Below are 18,617 nucleotides of genomic sequence, written 5' to 3' on the forward strand. Positions count from 1 at the left end.
GTACAGTTCCAATAAATTATTCAGATACACATTACTGTACCGCCACCACGAGCCCAAGGAAGCCTTTACCATGACCGTCACCATTCGCCCTGCCGTACGCACCGATGCCGAGCAGATCCTGGCCTTCATCACCGAACTGGCCGAGTACGAACGTGCCCGCCACGAGGTCATCGCCAGCGTCGCCGATATCGAGCACAGCCTGTTCGGCGAAGGCAGCACGGTGCACAGCCTGATCTGCGAGCGCGATGGCCGGGCAATCGGCTTTGCCGTGTATTTCTACAGCTATTCGACCTGGCTGGGGCGCAACGGTATCTATCTCGAGGACCTGTACGTGACCCCTGAACAACGCGGCGACGGTGCCGGTCGGCAACTGTTGCGGCACATTGCCCGCGAAGCGGTAGCCAACCACTGCGGACGGCTTGAATGGAGCGTACTGGACTGGAACGAGCCGGCGATCGGGTTCTACCGATCGCTGGGGGCCGAGGCACAGGATGAGTGGGTGCGCTATCGCCTGGATGGCGACAAGCTGGCGGCATTTGCGCGTGGCTGATCAGCCATCCGAACATTCCCGGGGCTGCCTTGCAGCCCTTCGCGACACCAGCACAACGCTGGTCAATACACGGTCCCAGAGGCATTTGGCAATTGACGCCAGGCCCGCCCCATGGTCTTCTTACACCTCGCGTTCAGGTGCCCCTTAGGGGTGAAACGGGAAACCGGTGCGTCACAGGCCCTCCAGCAGGGCCGGACAAAGCCGGTGCTGCCCCCGCAACGGTAAGCGAGCGAAGCGTCAATACCACTGTGCCCTGTAGTCGGGCATGGGAAGGCGATGCTTTCCAGGAGCCTGGCTCCTCCTCGCAAGCCCGGAGACCGGCCTGGCGTTCATGAACACCCCGCGGTGGGCGGGCGCTGTTGCATCCCCCTGGGCAGATACGCCCAGGGCTGCCGCGCTTGCCCGTTGCCCAAACAGCAGAGGAACGCGTCATGCCCGTCACCAGCGCCAAGCCACACAGCCTTGCCACCCCCGTCACGCTCAGCCAGCGTGTCGTCATCGCCGTCGGCGCTAGCCTGCTGGGCCTGTGCCTGGTGTACTTCGCCGGTTTCTCACACATCGAGGCCGTGCACAACGCCGCTCACGACACCCGCCACAGCGCCGCCTTCCCCTGCCACTGAGAACGCCTGATGATCATGCGCATTGCCCGAACCGCGGGCTTCAGCGGGCTGCTAGCGGCCTTGTTGCTGACCCTGCTGCAAAGCTTCTGGGTCGCCCCGCTGATTCTCGAGGCGGAAACCTACGAGTCGTCGGTACCAGTGGCTCACCACGAGCATGGCAGCGAGGTGCCGGCCCATGAGCACAGCGCCGAAGCCTGGTCACCGGAAGACGGCTGGCAACGCGTGCTGTCGACCACCGGCGGCAACCTGGTGGTTGCAGTCGGCTTTGCCCTGATCCTGGCCGCCCTTTACAGCCTGCGCGAACCGCGGCGTATCGGCACCGGTGCACTTTGGGGCCTGGCCGGTTTCGCCGTGTTCTGCCTGGCCCCGACCCTGGGCCTGCCGCCGGAGCTGCCAGGCACCGCTGCCGCCGACCTGGGCCAACGCCAGGCCTGGTGGATCGGCACGGCCAGCGCTACCGCCCTGGGCCTGGCCTTGCTGGTGTTCGCCCGCCACTGGCTGCTGAAAGTGCTGGGCGTTGCCCTGCTGGTGGTCCCGCATGTGATTGGCGCGCCACAGCCCGAGGTGCATGAAAGCCTGGCTCCCGAAGCGCTGGAAACCCAGTTCAAGCTCGCCTCGTGGCTGACCAACGCCGCCTTCTGGCTGGCCTTGGGCCTGCTCAGCGCCTGGCTGTTCCGCCGCGCCAAGCAGGCCTGATGGCGGCCTTCTATGCCGGCTTCGGCTGCCGCCGGGGTTGCCCGGCGGAGGCCTTGGAAGCGTTGCTCCGCCAGGCCCTGAGCACTCAGCGCCTGGCACTGGCCGACCTGCATGGCATCGCCAGCATCAGCCTGAAGGCCGACGAACCCGGCCTGCAACAGCTGGCCGAACACCTCGCCGTGCCCTTGGTGCTGTACCCTACCGCGCAACTACACGCCTACCAGGCGCAGCTCAGCCACCACTCTGCTGCGGCCCATGCCCACAGCGGCTGCTGGGGCGTGGCAGAAAGCGCAGCCCTGGCGTTGGCCAGCCAGCGAAGTGGCACCGCCAGGTTGCTGCTGACGCGTCAGGTACTGGGCCCGGCGACCCTCGCCCTGGCCTGTTGAAGATTTCACCGGCACTTTTCTGCAAGGACTTTCCATGACGGTCTATTTCATCGGCGCCGGCCCCGGCGACCCGGAACTGATCACAGTCAAGGGGCAACGGCTGATCCGCCAATGCCCGGTGATCATCTATGCCGGCTCGCTGGTCCCTGCGGCGGTGCTCGAGGGGCATCAGGCCGAGACCGTGATCAACAGCGCCGAACTGCACCTGGAGCAAATCATCGCCGCCATGCGCAGCGCGCACGAGCAAGGCCAGGACGTGGCCCGGGTGCACAGCGGCGACCCCAGCCTGTATGGCGCGATCGGCGAGCAGATTCGCCAGCTGCAGGCGCTGGGCATCGACTACCAGATCGTTCCCGGGGTCACTGCCACAGCGGCCAGCGCCGCCCTGCTCGGCTGCGAACTGACCCTGCCACAAGTCGCCCAGACGGTCATCCTGACCCGCTATGGCGACAGCTCGCCAATGCCACCCGGCGAGCAACTGGCCGACCTGGCGCGGCATGGCAGCACGCTGGCGATTCACCTGGGGGTCCGGCACCTGCCGCGCATTGTCGATGAACTGCTGCCGCACTACGGCGCACAGTGCCCGGTGGCGGTGGTGCATCGCGCCACCTGGCCAGACCAGGATTGGGTGCGTGGCACCCTGGGCGATATCATCGAGCGTGTAGCAGCGAAGGACTTTCAGCGTACCTCGCTGATCCTGGTCGGGCATGTCCTGGGCGACACACCGTTCGCCGAGTCGGCCCTGTACCGTGCCGGACACGCCCATCTGTATCGCCCGGGGAACTGAGCATTGCCAGGTCCGCCGCAGGCATAGCAGACTCCATGTTCCGACCTGCGACAGGAGTCATGCCAATGCTGGATCTACGCCCCAACTGCGAGTGCTGCGATACCAACCTGCCGGGTGACAGCCCCGATGCGTTGATCTGCTCGTTCGAATGCACGTTCTGCCGCACCTGTGCCGAAACCCGTTTCCACGGGCATTGCCCGAACTGCACCGGCCAGCTGGTGGTCCGCCCGACGCGGGTCGGCCAGGCACTGGCCAACAACCCTGCCTCGACCCTGCGGGTGAACAAGGCGCATGGCGCCTGCGCTTGACCAGCCTCAACAAGTGGACATCACCGCTTTGGTAGGGTGATGTTTCCCATATTTGTAGGAATTTTCAACAACAAGTACTGGGACTTTCAACACATCTATACTCGGCATTACCAAACTTCGGGAATGGTCGTATCGTGCAGCGCTTCCGATAAACCCCCTTGTTCAGACGTATTCCTGAGTGTTCCAGGAAGCGGACCACATCCCGACAGGAGTTTCCTTCATGACAACCGTGCTGATCGTTGACGACCATCCCATCGTCCGGCTGTCCTTGCGCCTACTGCTCGAGCGCGAGCGCTTCGATGTCGTCGGTGAGGTCGGCAATGGCAGTGAAGTGGCGCAGGTCGCGCGCGAACTGCGCCCGGATGTGGTCATTCTCGATATCGGCCTGCCCGGCCTGGATGGCATGGAAGTGATCAAACGCCTGCAATGCCTGGAGCCCGTGCCCAAGATCATGGTCCTGACCGGGCAGGCGACCGACCTGTACGTGCGGCGCTGCCTGGACGCAGGGATCGGTGCCTTCGTCACCAAGGAAGAAGACCACGATGCATTGCTGTTTGCCCTCAAGGCCTTGGTCAAGGGCTACTCGACCTTCCCACAGATGTCGGTCAACAGCAACTCCCTGGAAAGCGAGTCGGTGCGCCTGGCCAGCCTCTCCAACCGTGAAATGGAAGTGCTGCGGCGCCTGGCGCGCGGCGAGAACAACAAGAACATCGGCACTTGCATGAACCTCAGTGCCAAGACCATCAGCACCTACCGGGGCCGCATCATGGAAAAGCTCAAGACCGAATCCCTGGTGGAAATGGTCGACCTGGCCAAACGCAACAGCGTCCAGTGAGCGTGCCCTTGCCATGAAGCGCCTGCTGGCAAGCGCCCTTCTGGTCAGCGCCCTGGCCAGTTCCAGTGCGCTGCTGGCCGACAGCGAGCCCCGCCAGTTGCTGGCCCGCTCGGTCAGCGCCGCCGCACCACTGGCGCTCTCCAGCGACGACCGGCAATGGTTGCAGCAACGCCAGCGCCTGCTGCTGGGCAGTTCGCGGCCCGACTATCCACCGCTGGAAATCAATGTCAGCCAACGTGACTATGAAGGCCTCAGCGCCGATTATGCAGGCATCATTGGCGAACAGCTGGGTGTCGATATCGAAGTGCGCCGTTTCGACAGCCGCCACGAAGCCATCGCTGCACTGCGCGATGGCCGTATCGACCTGTTGGGCAGTTCCAACGCATTCGAGGCAGCCGATGCCCAGCTCAGCCTGAGCGCCCCCTACGCTGATGACCTGCCGGTAATCGTCACCCGCGAGGGGCAGCGCTTGAAGAGCGGCTCCGATCTCGCTGGCCTGCGCCTGGCCATGGTCGACCACTACCTGCCCGCCAGCAGTGTCCGGGCCCTGTACCCCAAGGCGCAATTGAGCCTGTATCGCTCCACCCTCGCGGGCCTGGCTGCCGTGGAACTGGGTGAGGCCGATGCCTACCTCGGCGATGCCATCAGTACCGATTTCACGATTGGCAAGAGCTACCAGGGCCTGTTGAAGATCGACCACTTCTGTCAGGTCGCGCCCGGGGCGTTTGCCTTCGCCCTGGCCAACGACAACCCACGCCTGCATCGGCTGGTCGACGAGGCGCTGGCGCGCATCAGCGAAAGCGAGCGCCTGAACATCCTGCGCCGTTGGAGCAGCGGCAATACCAGCCTGCTGCTGCAACGCCACCTCGCCGCCCTCACCGACGAAGAGGAGGCCTGGATCGCCGCCAACCCCAATGTCAGTGTACTGGTCAATACCTCGCTGGCACCACTGACCTTCAACGATACCCAAAATCACCCCAGCGGCATCACCCTCGATTTGCTCAAGCAGATATCGCTGCGCACGGGGCTGCGCTTCAAGCCGGTCGAAAGCCCTTCGGCGCACGCAATGATCGAACGCCTGATGCACGGCGATGCACAGATGATCGGTGCCCTGGGTTACGGTGCGGACCGTTCGAAACAACTGCGCTATACCCGCCCCTACCTGGTCAGCCCGCGGGTATTGGTCACCCGCAACAAACCCGCTTCACCCACCCAGGCCAACACGCTGCAGGGCCAGCGCATTGCCTTGGTCCGCGGCTCGCCGCAACGGGCCATGTTGCAGCGGCGCTACCCCCAGGCCACGCTGGTCGAAGTGGATAACCCGCTCGGCCTGATGGAAGCCGTGGCCAACGGTGACGCCGACGTCGCCCTGAGCAGCCATATCAATGCCGCCTACTACATCAGCCATGTGTTCAAGGACCGCTTGCGCATCGCCAGTGTGCTCGACGACGACCCAGCCGTCGCGGCCTTTGCCGTGGCCGCAGACCAGCCGCAGCTGCAGGCGATCCTCGACAAGGCCCTGCTAAGCATCCCCCCGGACGAGCTGGACCAGCTGATCAACCGCTGGCGCACCAGTACTCTGGTCAGCGACAGCCCCTGGCGCGACTACCGCACCCTGGCCCTGCAGGTACTGGTGCTGTCGGCCTTGCTGCTGGCCGGGGTGGTGTTCTGGAACAGCTACCTGCGCAAACTGATCAACCAGCGCACCGAGGCCCAGCATGCCCTGCAAGCGCAGTTGGCACTCAGCCGAGGCCTGCTGGAGCAACTGCGTCAGGCCAAGGACGACGCCGAACAGGCAAGCCAGACCAAAAGTACCTTCCTGGCCACCATGAGCCATGAAATCCGTACCCCGATGAATGCGGTGATCGGTTTGCTCGAGTTGGCCCTGGAGGACAGCCGCAGCGGCCACTGCGACACCCAGACACTGCAGACCGCGCACGATTCGGCCATCGGCTTGCTTGAGCTGATTGGCGATATTCTCGACATCTCACGTATCGAATCCGGGCACATCACGCTGCAGCCTGTGCCCACCAACCTGGTCGAGCTGATACGGGCCTGTGTACGGGTGTTCGAAGGCAATGCGCGGGCCAAAGGTCTGCATCTGCACAGCGAACTGCCTGCTGCGCCGCTCTGGGTCCTGGCTGATCCGCTGCGCCTCAAGCAGGTGTTGTCCAACCTGATCAGCAACGCCATCAAGTTCACCGACCGCGGCGAGGTCCAGGCCAGCCTGCTGCTCTTGGCCTGCGACAGCGACCAACTGACGGTGGAACTGACGGTGCGCGACACCGGCATCGGCATCAGCCCTGCCGACCAAGCCCGGCTGTTCAATGCCTTCGTCCAGGCCGACGGCCCCCGGGCCCGTCAGGGCGCGGGCCTGGGCCTGGTCATCAGCCGCACCTTGGTCGAGTTGATGGGCGGTAGCTTGAGCTTGCAGAGCGTCGAAGGTGTGGGCACCAAGGTGCAGGTCAAGCTGCAACTGCCCGCCGGTGCAGCACCGATCCAGGCCGAACAGCAAGCTCCGCCACTGGAAAGCAGCAGCGGCCCGCTGAACATACTGGTGGTCGACGACTACCCCGCCAACCTGCTGTTGCTGGAGCGCCAGTTGCACAGCCTGGGGCACAGCGTGACATTGGCCGAAAACGGCGAAATCGCGTTGGCACGTTGGCAAGCCGCGCACTTCGACCTGGTGATTACCGATTGCAGCATGCCGGTCATGGACGGCCACCAGTTGACCCGCCGTATCCGCAGCCTCGAGGGCGAGCGCGGCCTGGCACCTTGCCGGATTCTCGGCGTGACCGCCAACGCCCAGGCAGAGGAGCGCGCCCGCTGCCTGGCCAGCGGCATGGACGAATGCCTGTTCAAACCGATCGGCCTGCGTACGCTCAAGACCCATTTACCCCAGGCCCAGCCCGGGCAACAGCCGCCGGCAAGCCCCGTCAGCGGGTTCGACCTGGGCGAGCTGCGCCACCTGACCCAGGACGATGAACAACTGACGCGGCATTTGCTGGAACAGCTGTCGCAAAGTGTCAGCGAAGACCTGGCCGCGTTGCGCGCACTGGCCGCAGACGCTCCCGCCGAGGCTGTGCGCGCCCTGGCCCACCGGATCAAGGGCGGCGCGAAGATGCTCAGGATGCGCACACTGGTCAAAGCCTGCGAAGCCATCGAACAGGCCCACGACCAGGGCCTGCCAACGGCGGAACTACGCCTGCACCTGGAACACAGCTTGCAGGCCCTGCAAGGCGAACTGGGCGATGCGCTCAGTGCAATTGCAGCGTCGAACTGATCTGGCTGATGGCATCCACCACGTGCCGGGAGCCCTGCTGAATTTCCATGATCACCGTGCCGGCCTCGTTGGCCAGGGCCACGCCATGCCCGGTGCGGGTCAGGCTGGACTGCATACTGGCCACGGCCAACAATGACAGGTCATGGTTCTGCCGCACCACATCGACAATGTCCAGGGTGGCCTTGCTGGTCCGCGCCGCCAGGCTGCGCACTTCATCGGCTACCACGGCGAAACCGCGCCCGTGCTCGCCGGCGCGGGCCGCCTCGATCGCCGCATTCAACGCCAGCAGGTTGGTCTGGTCGGCAATCCCGCGGATGGTCAGCACGATCTGGCCGATCACATCCGACTGTTTGCTCACCGCGTCGATGCTGCGAGCGGCGTCGTTGAGCTCCTGGGAAATCTGTTCAATCACCTGCACGGCTTGCTGCACCACCTGGGTGCCCTTGCGTGCGCAGGCATCGGTCTGCACCGAGCTGGCATGGGCGGCATCGGCAGCGCTTTGCTGGGTACTGACCTGGCGGGTGATGTCGCGGGCGAACTTGACGACCTTGTACAAGCGGCCCTTGCTGTCGAAGATCGGGTTGTAGGAAGCCTCCAGATAGACCGTCCGGCCGTGCTTGTCGACGCGCTCGAAGCGGTGCGAATGGTATTCGCCGCGGTTGAGCGACGCCCAGAACTCGCGGTAGCCGGCCGACTCGCGCTCCTGCGCCAGGCAGAACAGCCCGTGATGGCGGCCGACCACCTCTTCCAGGCGATAGCCCATGGTGTCGAGAAAGTTCTGGTTGGCCGTGATCACCCGGCCTTGCGGGGTGAACTCGATCACCGCCATCGACCGGCTGATAGCCTTGAGCAAGCTTTCGCTTTCGTGTTCCTCGACCACCCGCTGGCTGATATCGGCCGCGACCTTGATCACGCTGCTGACCTGCTGCTGCTCGTCCAGTACTGGCATGTAGCTGGCCTCCAGCCAGACCTCGCGGCCCGCCTTGTCGATGCGCTCGAAGGTACCGCTGATGGCTTTGCCCTGCCCCAGTTCACGCCACAATTGCTGGTATTCAGCGCTTTTTGCGTAGTCAGGATCGCAGAACAGCCGGTGGTGCTTGCCACGCAATTCGTCGGCGCTGTAGCCCATGGCCTGAGAGAAACGCTCGTTGGCGTCGAGGATGGTGCCGTCGGGAGCGAATTCGATCATGGCCATGGCGCGGCTGATTGCCGCCAGCTTGGCCTGCAAACCGGCCAACGCCTTATGGCTGCGCTGGATCTCGACCAGATCGGATTGGCGATGAAAATCGAACATGGCGACGGCCTCCTGTATGCGCGGTGTCCTGAGCATAGATCGCCGTCGGGGCCATGCAAGCACAGTGCTATCAGCGCGTACACGCAACAGGCGCGTTACCGAACGCAGCACTTAGCCAGAGGCGAATCAGGAACTTTCCCGCACCATCAGTTCGAAGCCAAGGTCCTGCTGGGCGTTCGCCACCCGCTTGCCATCCAGCAACGCCAGCAGCGCCTGTGCCGCACCACGCCCCACGGCGGCCCTGGGCGTGCGAATCGAGGTCAGCCGCGGCACCATGTGCGCCGAAGCCGGCAGGTCGTTGAAACCGACCATCGCCACCTGCCGCGGCACTTCCACCCCCTGGCGCAACGCCTGCAGCACCGCGCCTTGGGCCAGGTCGTCGTTGCAGAAGAAGATGCCGTCGACATCCGGCGCCTGTTGCAGCAATTGGCTGAACAGCGCGCTACCGAGGGCGATGGAAGACGGTTCCGGCGCCAGCACTTCCAGCTCGGCCGCCTGCAAGCCGGCCTCGGCCAGCGCCTGGCGGAAGCCTTCGGCGCGCTGCATCACCCGTGGGTCGAGCTGCGCAGCAATGAACGCCAGGCGCTTGCGCCCGCGTTCGATCAAATGGCGCGCCGCAGCGCGGCCGGCCTGCTGCTGGGAAAAACCGACCGACAATGCCCCGGCATCGCCGTTCAGTTCCATCATGTGCACACAAGGCACACCACTGGCCGCCAGCATTTGCCGCGACGCCTCGCTGCGCTCGAAACCGGTCAGCAGCATGCCGCAAGGCTGGTAGGCCAGGTAATTGCGGATCAGGTTTTCTTCCTCGGCCACATCATAGTGGTAGTTGCCGATCAGTACCTCCAAGCCACGCGGGCGCATGACATCGTGGATGGCTTCCAGGGTGTCGATGAACAGCTGGTTGGACAACGACGGGATCAACACCACCACCGACTGGCTGCGGGCCGAGGCCAGGGCACGGGCTGCCGGGTTCGCCACATAGCCCAGGCTCGCCGCTGCGGCAAGGACCTTCTCCACCAGCTCCGGGGCAACCGTGCTGACGCCACGCAGGGCGCGCGATGCAGTAATCGGGGAAACCCCGGAATGTCTGGCAACTTCAGCCAGGGTAGGACGACCTGTGGTACGAGAGCCGGTGCGGGACATGAATGTTGTAATTTTACTACTTGCAAGGAAGGGGAACGGCCACTAAGGTAGCGCTGTCTCAGGATGCAGGCAATGTAATCTTTGGTCGCAGCCATCATCGGCTCGCCGCCGGGCGTCCATACTGCGTAAGGACAAGATCAATAACACCGGGGAGGTGTCTGTTCGTCGACGACGAGACAGCGCTATCTCACCCGCAGGAGGTACTGATGAATTCTCCCCTGTCTGCCATCGTGGTGATGGGCGTGGCCGGTTGCGGCAAAAGCTGCATCGGTGCTGCCATCGCCGCCCGAAGCGGTGGCCGCCTGATCGAAGGCGACGCTTTCCACCCTGCCGAAAATATCCGCAAGATGAGCGCTGGCATTCCCCTGGACGACAGCGACCGTGCCGGCTGGCTGGTGCGCCTCGGCCAGGAACTGCAGGCGACCACCCAGGCGGGCGAGCGGCCGATCCTGACCTGCTCGGCGCTCAAGCGCCGCTACCGCGAAACCCTGCGCCAGGCCATGCCCGGGCTGGTGTTCGTGTTCCTTGAACTGTCGCCCGCCGAGGCGGAAAAACGCGTGCTGGCTCGCCCTGGGCATTTCATGCCGGCAAGCCTCATTGACAGCCAATTCGCCGCCCTCGAATCACCCCGCGGCGAACCCCTGACCCTGGCACTTGACGCTACCCAGCCGGTCGATGCGCTTGCAGAGGCGGTGGACAGCTGGCTAAAGCAGCGCGGTGAGCGGAGCCTGGCACAAACCGCCTGACGGCGGCTTCATCGGCCTGGCAAAGACAGCGCTACCCGACCCGTACCTGCGGGCAAAGTTTCAAAAATCTACGCCAAAACAACGATAATACCGAGGCCTTCAAACCATGTTCGGACTGGCTACTGATACCTTCCTGCTGCTCGACGCGCTGGTCACCATCGTCGGGCTGATCCTGCTGATCACCCACTTCAAAGTCCACCCCTTCGTCGCCCTGACCCTCGCGGCCGGCTTCCTTGGCCTGACCTCCGGCATGCCGGTGGCCAAGGTGATGAAATCGTTCCAGGACGGTTTTGGTGGCGTGCTGGGCTTCGTCGGCATCGTGCTCGCCCTGGGCACCATGCTTGGCAAGCTGATGGCCGACTCCGGCGGCGCCGACCAGATCGCGCAAACGCTGATTCGCGCCTTCGGCAAGAAGAACGTGCACTGGGCCATGATGTTCGCCGCCTTCCTGGTGGGCATCCCGCTGTTCTTCGAGATCGGCTTCGTGCTGCTGATCCCGCTGGTATTCATCGTTGCCCGGCGCTCTGGGGTGTCGCTGATCAAGATCGGCATTCCGCTGCTGGCCGGCCTGTCGGTGGTGCACGGCCTGGTCCCGCCGCACCCGGGCCCGCTGCTGGCCATCGGCATCTTCCATGCCGACATCGGCAAGACCATCTTCTATGGCCTGATCGTGGCCCTGCCGACCGCCATCATCGCCGGCCCGCTGTTCGGTAACTTCATCTCCCGCTACATCCCGGGCAGCCCGTCGCAGGAGCTGATGGACCAGATCGCCAAGGAGTCCGACCAGGGCAACCTGCCGAGCTTCACCATCACCCTGGTCACCGTGCTGCTGCCAGTGGTGCTGATGCTGCTGAAGACCTTCGCCGACGTGGTGCTGCCCGCCGAGCACATCGTGCGCCAGTGGATGGACCTGATCGGTCACCCCATCACCGCCCTGCTCGCAGCCCTGCTGCTGGCCTTCTATACCTTCGGCGCGGCCCGTGGCTTCAACCGTCAGCAGATCATGAAGATGCTCGACCAGAGCCTGGCACCGACCGCCGCGATCGTGCTGATCGTCGGTGCCGGGGGTGGTTTCAAGCAGATGCTGGTCGATACCGGCGTGGGCAACGTGATCGGGCAGATGGCCGTGCAGGCCGAGATTTCGCCGATCCTGCTGGCCTGGCTGGTGGCTGCGGTAATCCGCATCGCCACGGGTTCTGCCACGGTCGCCACCATCACTGGCGCCGGTATCGTTGCGCCAGTAATCGACCTGGTGCCAGGGGTGAACCGTGAGTTGCTGGTGCTGGCCACCGGTGCCGGCTCGCTGATCCTGTCGCATGTCAATGACGCCGGCTTCTGGCTGGTGAAGCAGTACTTCAACATGACCGTGGCGGAAACCTTCAAGACCTGGAGCATGATGGAGACCATCCTGTCGATCGTCGGCATCATCTTCATCCTGTTGCTGTCACTGGTGGTGTAACCGTTGATCGGGGTAATGGCACCCTGACGTTTCGGGTAGGGCCGAAAGGAAGTATCAGCCCTACCCGAAGCAAAGGAGCCTGCCATGCACCGTCCAAGCATCCTGCTGATCGCCCTGCTCGCTACGCCGGTGGCCCTGGCGGCCGGTACCGGCCCCACCTACCCCGATGACCCGCACAACCCGGCCCCGAAACCGGGCGTGGACAGCACCCTCAACCCGATCGAGAAGCCCATGCCACGGGACACCGACCCGCGCATCAAGGGCAACGACCCCGACAGCCCGCCGGCGAAGCAGAACGACAACCGCGACTTGCCGGGAATGGATGGCAGTGGCTCGGAAGGCACCGGGCGCCAGGGCACCGGCGACAGTCAGCGTTGACGCGCCGATTTGCCGGCTGCCTCAGGTTGCAGTGGCCGCGCTGAACCCGGCTAATGCACCCAGGCGCCGGCGCCCTGCCTGCACGCAGCAGGGCGCCCTGGCACGCGGCCTGGCAGCCGCGCCATGGCCGCCGTCGATGAATCGTCCGCAGATATCATTCAGCGTGATAATAACCTTCGTCTCGTTCGATTCGTGCCTCGCGCGCAAGACACTCACACTCCGCCCACTACTAATACATTGGCGGAGTTCTCCATGGAACAATCACTCAAACCCTTGCGCTTTCCCCTCGCTGCCCTGGCAGTGGTGGTGATCAGCGCTTGCGGCCGAACCCCCGACGCTGTGCAGGCTCCCACCGCGCCGAAGGTCAGTGTGGCCAAGGTAATCGAGCAACCGATCAACGAATGGGACGAGTTCACCGGCCGCCTCGAGGCCCCGGAAACCGTCGAAGTACGCCCACGGGTGTCCGGCCAGATCGACCTGGTGGCATTCACCGAAGGCGCCCAGGTCAAGAAAGGCGACCTGCTGTTCCAGATTGACCCACGCCCGTTCCAGGCCGAGGTCCGCCGCCTCGAAGCGCAACTGCAGCAGGCCAAGGCCACTGCCATCCGCAGTGCCAACGAAGCGCGCCGCGGCGAGCGCCTGCGGGACAGCAACGCCATCTCCGCGGAGCTTGCCGAATCGCGCAGCAGCGCCGCCGCCGAAGCCCGCGCCGGGGTTGATGCGATCCAGGCCCAGCTTGACCTGGCACGCCTCAACCTCAGCTTCACCCGCGTCACCGCGCCCATCAGCGGCCGGGTCAGCCGTGCCCAGTTCACTGCCGGCAACATCGTCACTGCCGATGTCACCCCGCTGACCAGCGTGGTGTCTACCGACAAGGTCTACGCCTACTTCGACGCCGACGAGCGCGTGTACCTCAAGTACACCCAGCTGGCCCGCGAAGGCCAGCGTGGCCAGAGCACGCCGGTGTACCTGGGCCTGACCAACGAAACCGGTAACCCGCATCTGGGCCAGATGAACTTCGTCGACAACCAGGTCAACCCGCGCACCGGCACCATCCGTGGTCGCGCAGTGTTCGACAACAGCGACGGCCAGTTCACCCCGGGCCTGTACGCGCGCCTGAAGCTCGTCGGCAGCGCCCAGTACCAAGCCGTGCTGATCAATGACGAAGCCGTGGGCACCGACCTTGGCAAGAAGTTCGTGCTGGTGATGGACAAGGACAACAAGGCCGCCTACCGCGCCGTGGAGCTGGGGCCGAAGCTGGAAGGCCTGCGCATCGTGCGCAGCGGCCTGGGCAAGGACGACCGTATCGTGGTCAAGGGCCTGCAGCGCGTCCGCCCAGGTTCGCCGGTCACCCCGGAAGAGACCCCGATGGCCAGCGAACAGACCCTCGCCGCCCTCGCCCAGCAGCGCCAGGCGCTGGAGGCCAGCAACCCGACGCCGAAGGTGGCGGGCAACAACGTGAAAGTCGCCAGCGCCCCGGCGCCACGCGGTTAAGGGACCACACCGATGAACTTTTCGAAATTCTTCATTACCCGGCCGATCTTCGCCGCGGTGCTGTCGCTGGTGCTGCTGATCGCGGGTTCGATCTCGCTGTTCCAGCTGCCGATCAGCGAATACCCCGAAGTCGTGCCGCCGACCGTGGTGGTACGTGCCAACTTCCCCGGCGCCAACCCCAAGGTCATCGGCGAAACCGTCGCGGCACCGCTGGAGCAGGCCATCACCGGTGTGGAGAACATGCTGTACATGTCTTCCCAATCCACCGCTGACGGCAAACTGACGCTGACCATCACCTTCGCCCTGGGCACCGACCTGGACAATGCCCAGGTGCAGGTACAGAACCGTGTCACCCGTACCCAGCCCAAGCTGCCCGAGGAAGTGACCCGCATCGGTATCACCGTCGACAAGGCCTCGCCCGACCTGACCATGGTCGTGCACCTGACCTCGCCGGACAACCGTTACGACATGCTCTACCTGTCCAACTACGCCATCCTCAACATCAAGGATGAGCTGGCGCGCCTGGGCGGCGTGGGCGACGTACAACTGTTCGGCATGGGTGACTACTCGCTGCGCGTGTGGCTCGACCCGAACAAGACCGCTTCGCGCAACCTCACTGCCAGCGACGTAGTGGCGGCGATCCGCGAGCAGAACCGCCAGGTGGCCGCCGGCCAGCTGGGCGCCCCACCCGCCCCGGGCTCGACCAGCTTCCAGCTGTCGATCAACACCCAGGGCCGCCTGGTCAACGAGGAAGAGTTCGAGAACATCATCATCCGTGCCGGCGCCGATGGCGAAATCACCCGCCTGAAGGACATCGCCCGGGTCGAACTCGGCTCCAGCCAGTACGCCCTGCGCTCGCTGCTGAACAACCAGCCGGCGGTGGCCATCCCGATCTTCCAGCGCCCAGGCTCCAATGCCATCGAGATTTCCGACGAAGTGCGGGCAAAAATGGCCGAGCTGAAGAAGGACTTCCCCGAAGGCATGGACTACAGCATCGTCTATGACCCGACCGTGTTCGTCCGTGGCTCGATCGAAGCGGTCGTGCACACCCTGTTCGAAGCGCTGGTGCTGGTGGTGCTGGTGGTGATCCTGTTCCTGCAGACCTGGCGCGCCTCGATCATCCCGCTGCTGGCCGTGCCGGTCTCGCTGATCGGTACCTTCGCGGTCATGCACCTGTTCGGCTTCTCGCTCAACGCGCTGTCATTGTTCGGCCTGGTCCTGGCCATCGGTATCGTGGTCGACGACGCCATCGTGGTGGTGGAAAACGTCGAGCGCAACATCGGCCTGGGCCTGAAACCGCTGGATGCCACGCAAAAGGCCATGAGCGAGGTGACCGGCCCGATCATCGCCACCGCCCTGGTCCTGTGCGCCGTGTTCGTGCCCGCCGCGTTCATCTCCGGCCTCACCGGGCAGTTCTACAAGCAGTTCGCCCTGACCATCGCGATCTCCACGGTGATCTCGGCCTTCAACTCGCTGACCCTGTCGCCGGCCCTCGCAGCGGTGCTGCTCAAGGATCACCATGCGCCCAAGGACCGTTTCTCGCGGTTCCTGGAAAGGCTGCTGGGCAGCTGGCTGTTCGCGCCGTTCAACCGCTTCTTCGACCGTGCTTCCAACCGCTACGTCGGTGGCGTGCGCCGGGTCATCCGCTCCAGCGGTATCGCCCTGTTCGTGTATGCCGGCCTGATGGGCCTGACCTACCTGGGCTTCTCGTCCACCCCGACCGGATTCGTGCCGGCGCAGGACAAGCAGTACCTGGTAGCGTTCGCCCAGTTGCCTGACGCGGCCAGCCTCGACCGCACCGAGGCGGTGATCAAGCGCATGAGCGAGATCGCCCTGAAGCAACCTGGCGTGGCCGACTCGGTAGCCTTCCCTGGCCTGTCGATCAACGGCTTCACCAACAGCCCCAACAGCGGCATCGTGTTCACCCCGCTCAAGCCGTTTGACGAGCGCAAGGACCCGAGCCAGTCGGCCGCCGCGATCGCCGCCGCGCTGAATGCCCAGTTCGCCGATATCCAGGACGCCTACATCGCGATCTTCCCGCCACCGCCAGTACAAGGCCTGGGCACCATCGGCGGCTTCCGCCTGCAGATCGAGGACCGCGGCAACCTGGGCTACGAAGCGCTGTACAAGGAAACCCAGAACATCATCGCCAAGAGCCGCAACGTACCGGAGCTGGCGGGCCTGTTCACCAGCTACCAGGTCAACGTGCCGCAGGTGGATGCCGCCATCGACCGGGAAAAGGCCAAGACCCACGGCGTGGCGATCACCGACATCTTCGACACCCTGCAGGTCTACCTGGGCTCGTTGTACACCAACGACTTCAACCGCTTTGGGCGCACGTACCAGGTCAATGTCCAGGCCGAGCAGCAATTCCGCCTCGATGCCGAACAGATCGGCCAGTTGAAGGTGCGCAACAACCTTGGCGAGATGATCCCGCTGGCGACCTTCCTCAAGGTCAGCGACACCTCCGGGCCGGACCGGGTCATGCACTACAACGGCTTCATCACTGCGGAAATCAACGGCGCTGCGGCTCCAGGTTACAGCTCCGGCCAGGCCGAAGCGGCAATCGAGAAGCTGCTGAAAGAGGAATTGCCCAACGGCATGACCTTCGAATGGACCGACCTGACCTACCAGCAGATCCTGGCGGGCAACACCGCGCTGTTCGTCTTCCCGCTGTGCGTACTGCTGGCGTTCCTGGTACTGGCCGCTCAGTACGAAAGCTGGAGCCTGCCGCTGGCGGTGATCCTGATCGTGCCGATGACCCTGCTGTCGGCGATTACCGGGGTGATCATTTCCGGCGGTGACAACAACATCTTCACCCAGATCGGCCTGATCGTACTGGTCGGCCTGGCGTGCAAGAACGCGATCCTGATCGTCGAGTTCGCCAAGGACAAGCAGGCCGAAGGCCTCGATCCGCTGGCCGCGGTGCTGGAAGCCTGCCGCTTGCGTCTGCGGCCGATCCTGATGACCTCGATTGCCTTCATCATGGGTGTGGTACCGCTGGTGTTCTCCTCCGGTGCCGGCTCGGAAATGCGCCATGCCATGGGTGTGGCGGTGTTCTCGGGGATGATCGGCGTGACCGTGTTCGGCCTGTTCCTGACCCCGGTGTTCTTCTTCCTGATCCGCCGTTTCGTCGAACGCCGCCAGGCCCGCAAGGCCGAACGCGTTCACTCGCTGGAGAGCCATGCATGAACCTGCTCAAACCCCTGACCCCGAGCCTGTTGGCGCTGGCCCTGGCGGCCTGCGCGGTAGGCCCGGACTACCAGGCTCCGGCCACCGAACCCGCGCAGCTGAGCAGCGACGTACAGGCCAAGGCCTACGACCGTAGCCGCTTCGAAAGCCTGTGGTGGAAGCAGTTCGACGACCCGGTACTGAACCAGTTGGTGCAGGCTTCGCTGGACGGCAACCGTGACCTGCGCGTGGCCTTCGCCCGGCTGAAATCGGCCCGCTCGATCCTTGAAGACGCCGAGAACGATCAGTTCCCGGTAGTCACCAGCCGCGCCAGCAGTGAAATCGGCAAGGGCCAGATCCCCGGCCAGACCACGCAACGGGTGAACAGCGAGCGCTACGACCTGGGCCTGGACATGGCCTGGGAGCTTGACCTGTTCGGCCGCATCCAGCGCCAGATCGAGGCCAGCGAAGCCCAGGAAGCGGTGGCGGCAGCCGACCTGCAGCAGTTGCAGGTCAGCCTGATCGCCGAGCTGGTCGATGCCTACGGCCAGCTGCGCGGCGCGCAGTTGCGCGAGAAAATTGCCCTGGCCAACCTCAAGACCCAACAGGAATCGCGGGCCATCACCGAAACCCTGCGTGACGCCGGGGTCGGCAATGACCTCGACGTGGTGCGTGCCGATGCGCGCCTGGCCGGGGTCGAAGCCACGGTGCCGCAACTGCAGGCGGAACAGGCCCGCGCCCGGCACCGTATCGCCACCCTGCTTGGCCAACGCCCCGAAGCGCTCAGCGTCGATCTGTCGCCCAAGGCCTTGCCGGCGATCGCCAAGGCTCTGCCGGTGGGAGACCCGGGAGAGCTGCTGCGTCGTCGCCCGGACATCCGTAGCGCCGAGCGCCAGTTGGCGGCGGCCACGGCCAATGTCGGCGTAGCCACGGCCGACTTGTTCCCCCGCGTCAGCCTCAGCGGCTTCCTTGGCTTTACTGCCGCCCGCGGCTCGCAGATCGGTTCCTCGGCGGCCAACGCCTGGGCACTGGGCCCGAGCATCACCTGGGCGGCCTTCGACCTGGGCAGCGTGCGGGCCCGCCTGCGCGGTGCCAAGGCCGATGCCGAAGGGGCGCTGGCCAACTATGAACAGCAGGTGTTGCTGGCCCTGGAAGAATCGGCCAATGCCTTCAGCGATTACGACAAGACCCAACAGCGGCTGTTGTCGCTGATGCGCCAGAGCGATGCCAGCCGCAAGGCAGCGGAGCTGGCTTCGATTCGTTACCGCGAAGGTACGGTGGATTACCTGGTGCTGCTCGATGCCGAGCGTGAGCGGCTCAGTGCGGAAGATGCGCAAGCCCAGGGCGAGGTCGAGCTGTACCGCGGCATCGTCTCGATCTACAAGGCCCTGGGCGGCGGCTGGCAACCGGAGACCGTCGCCAGCGCCCGCTGATTCGACCTGTTTCAACGACTCCTTTGGTTGG

Annotated in this window: 16 protein-coding genes, 1 pseudogene and 1 riboswitch; of the genes and pseudogenes, 14 read left to right on the top strand and 3 right to left on the bottom strand. The window is 64.6% G+C overall.

The window, feature by feature from the left end:
• Positions 1-70 precede the first annotated feature (70 nt).
• From HU763_RS12795 to HU763_RS12830, 8 genes are all read left to right on the top strand, one after another.
• Positions 71-550 carry a GNAT family N-acetyltransferase gene (locus HU763_RS12795; protein WP_186685831.1) on the top strand — a complete coding sequence of 160 codons (480 nt, stop codon included), beginning with the start codon at positions 71-73 and terminating at the stop codon, positions 548-550.
• A gap of 118 nt (positions 551-668) precedes the next feature.
• Positions 669-890: riboswitch (cobalamin riboswitch) on the top strand.
• Positions 891-981: 91 nt separating this feature from the next.
• Positions 982-1,170, top strand: a complete 189-nt coding sequence (locus HU763_RS12800) for a CbtB domain-containing protein (RefSeq protein WP_110742999.1) — start codon at positions 982-984, stop codon at positions 1,168-1,170.
• Between the two features lie 9 nt (positions 1,171-1,179).
• Entirely contained in the window at positions 1,180-1,866 is a 687-nt protein-coding gene (locus HU763_RS12805; RefSeq protein WP_186685829.1) for a CbtA family protein, read from the top strand.
• Positions 1,866-2,252 carry a cobalamin biosynthesis protein gene (locus HU763_RS12810; protein ID WP_186685826.1) on the top strand — a complete coding sequence of 129 codons (387 nt, stop codon included), beginning with the start codon at positions 1,866-1,868 and terminating at the stop codon, positions 2,250-2,252. Before HU763_RS12805 ends, HU763_RS12810 begins: the two co-directional genes overlap by 1 nt.
• 34 nt (positions 2,253-2,286) lie before the next feature.
• Complete coding sequence (gene cobM / locus HU763_RS12815) at positions 2,287-3,039, top strand: precorrin-4 C(11)-methyltransferase (RefSeq protein WP_186685823.1); 753 nt, start codon at positions 2,287-2,289, stop codon at positions 3,037-3,039.
• Between the two features lie 65 nt (positions 3,040-3,104).
• On the top strand, positions 3,105-3,347 hold the full coding sequence (locus HU763_RS12820) for a DUF1272 domain-containing protein (RefSeq protein ID WP_186685820.1): 243 nt from the start codon (positions 3,105-3,107) through the stop codon (positions 3,345-3,347).
• Positions 3,348-3,567: 220 nt separating this feature from the next.
• On the top strand, positions 3,568-4,182 hold the full coding sequence (locus tag HU763_RS12825; RefSeq protein ID WP_186685817.1) for a response regulator transcription factor: 615 nt from the start codon (positions 3,568-3,570) through the stop codon (positions 4,180-4,182).
• A 13-nt stretch (positions 4,183-4,195) separates the two neighbouring features.
• Positions 4,196-7,465 (top strand): transporter substrate-binding domain-containing protein, encoded by a 3,270-nt coding sequence (locus tag HU763_RS12830; RefSeq protein WP_186685814.1) that lies wholly within the window; start codon positions 4,196-4,198, stop codon positions 7,463-7,465.
• On the opposite strand, the gene HU763_RS25060 is transcribed toward HU763_RS12830, so the two are convergent.
• The 3 genes and pseudogenes from HU763_RS25060 to gntR form a co-directional block, all read right to left on the bottom strand.
• Entirely contained in the window at positions 7,440-7,934 is a 495-nt protein-coding gene (locus HU763_RS25060; protein ID WP_225931966.1) for a methyl-accepting chemotaxis protein, read from the bottom strand. The genes HU763_RS12830 and HU763_RS25060 overlap by 26 nt on opposite strands.
• 42 nt (positions 7,935-7,976) lie before the next feature.
• Positions 7,977-8,795 (bottom strand): annotated as a pseudogene (locus tag HU763_RS25065) (PAS domain-containing protein); the annotation flags it as partial.
• 90 nt (positions 8,796-8,885) lie between these two features.
• A complete protein-coding gene (gene gntR, locus HU763_RS12840; protein WP_186685810.1) occupies positions 8,886-9,905 on the bottom strand; it encodes an HTH-type transcriptional regulator GntR in 1,020 nt (339 codons plus the stop codon).
• A gap of 206 nt (positions 9,906-10,111) precedes the next feature.
• On the opposite strand from gntR, the gene HU763_RS12845 reads away from it, so the two are divergent.
• The 6 genes from HU763_RS12845 to HU763_RS12870 all read left to right on the top strand — a co-directional run bounded on the left by HU763_RS12845 (position 10,112) and on the right by HU763_RS12870 (position 18,586).
• Positions 10,112-10,651 carry a gluconokinase gene (locus HU763_RS12845; RefSeq protein WP_170030109.1) on the top strand — a complete coding sequence of 180 codons (540 nt, stop codon included), beginning with the start codon at positions 10,112-10,114 and terminating at the stop codon, positions 10,649-10,651.
• Between the two features lie 106 nt (positions 10,652-10,757).
• Positions 10,758-12,110, top strand: a complete 1,353-nt coding sequence (locus tag HU763_RS12850) for a GntP family permease (RefSeq protein ID WP_170030110.1) — start codon at positions 10,758-10,760, stop codon at positions 12,108-12,110.
• Positions 12,111-12,194: 84 nt separating this feature from the next.
• Complete coding sequence (locus HU763_RS12855) at positions 12,195-12,488, top strand: hypothetical protein (protein ID WP_186685809.1); 294 nt, start codon at positions 12,195-12,197, stop codon at positions 12,486-12,488.
• Between the two features lie 252 nt (positions 12,489-12,740).
• On the top strand, positions 12,741-13,982 hold the full coding sequence (gene mexE, locus HU763_RS12860; protein ID WP_170030112.1) for a multidrug efflux RND transporter periplasmic adaptor subunit MexE: 1,242 nt from the start codon (positions 12,741-12,743) through the stop codon (positions 13,980-13,982).
• Between the two features lie 12 nt (positions 13,983-13,994).
• Entirely contained in the window at positions 13,995-17,174 is a 3,180-nt protein-coding gene (locus tag HU763_RS12865) for an efflux RND transporter permease subunit (RefSeq protein WP_186685808.1), read from the top strand.
• The gene (locus HU763_RS12870) at positions 17,171-18,586 is read left to right on the top strand and encodes an efflux transporter outer membrane subunit (RefSeq protein WP_186685807.1); all 1,416 of its coding nucleotides are present in this window, start codon (positions 17,171-17,173) and stop codon (positions 18,584-18,586) included. The genes HU763_RS12865 and HU763_RS12870 overlap by 4 nt, the downstream gene beginning before the upstream one ends.
• Positions 18,587-18,617: the final 31 nt, after the last annotated feature.

Source organism: Pseudomonas anuradhapurensis (genome assembly GCF_014269225.2).
GTDB classification, from domain to species: domain Bacteria; phylum Pseudomonadota; class Gammaproteobacteria; order Pseudomonadales; family Pseudomonadaceae; genus Aquipseudomonas; species Aquipseudomonas anuradhapurensis.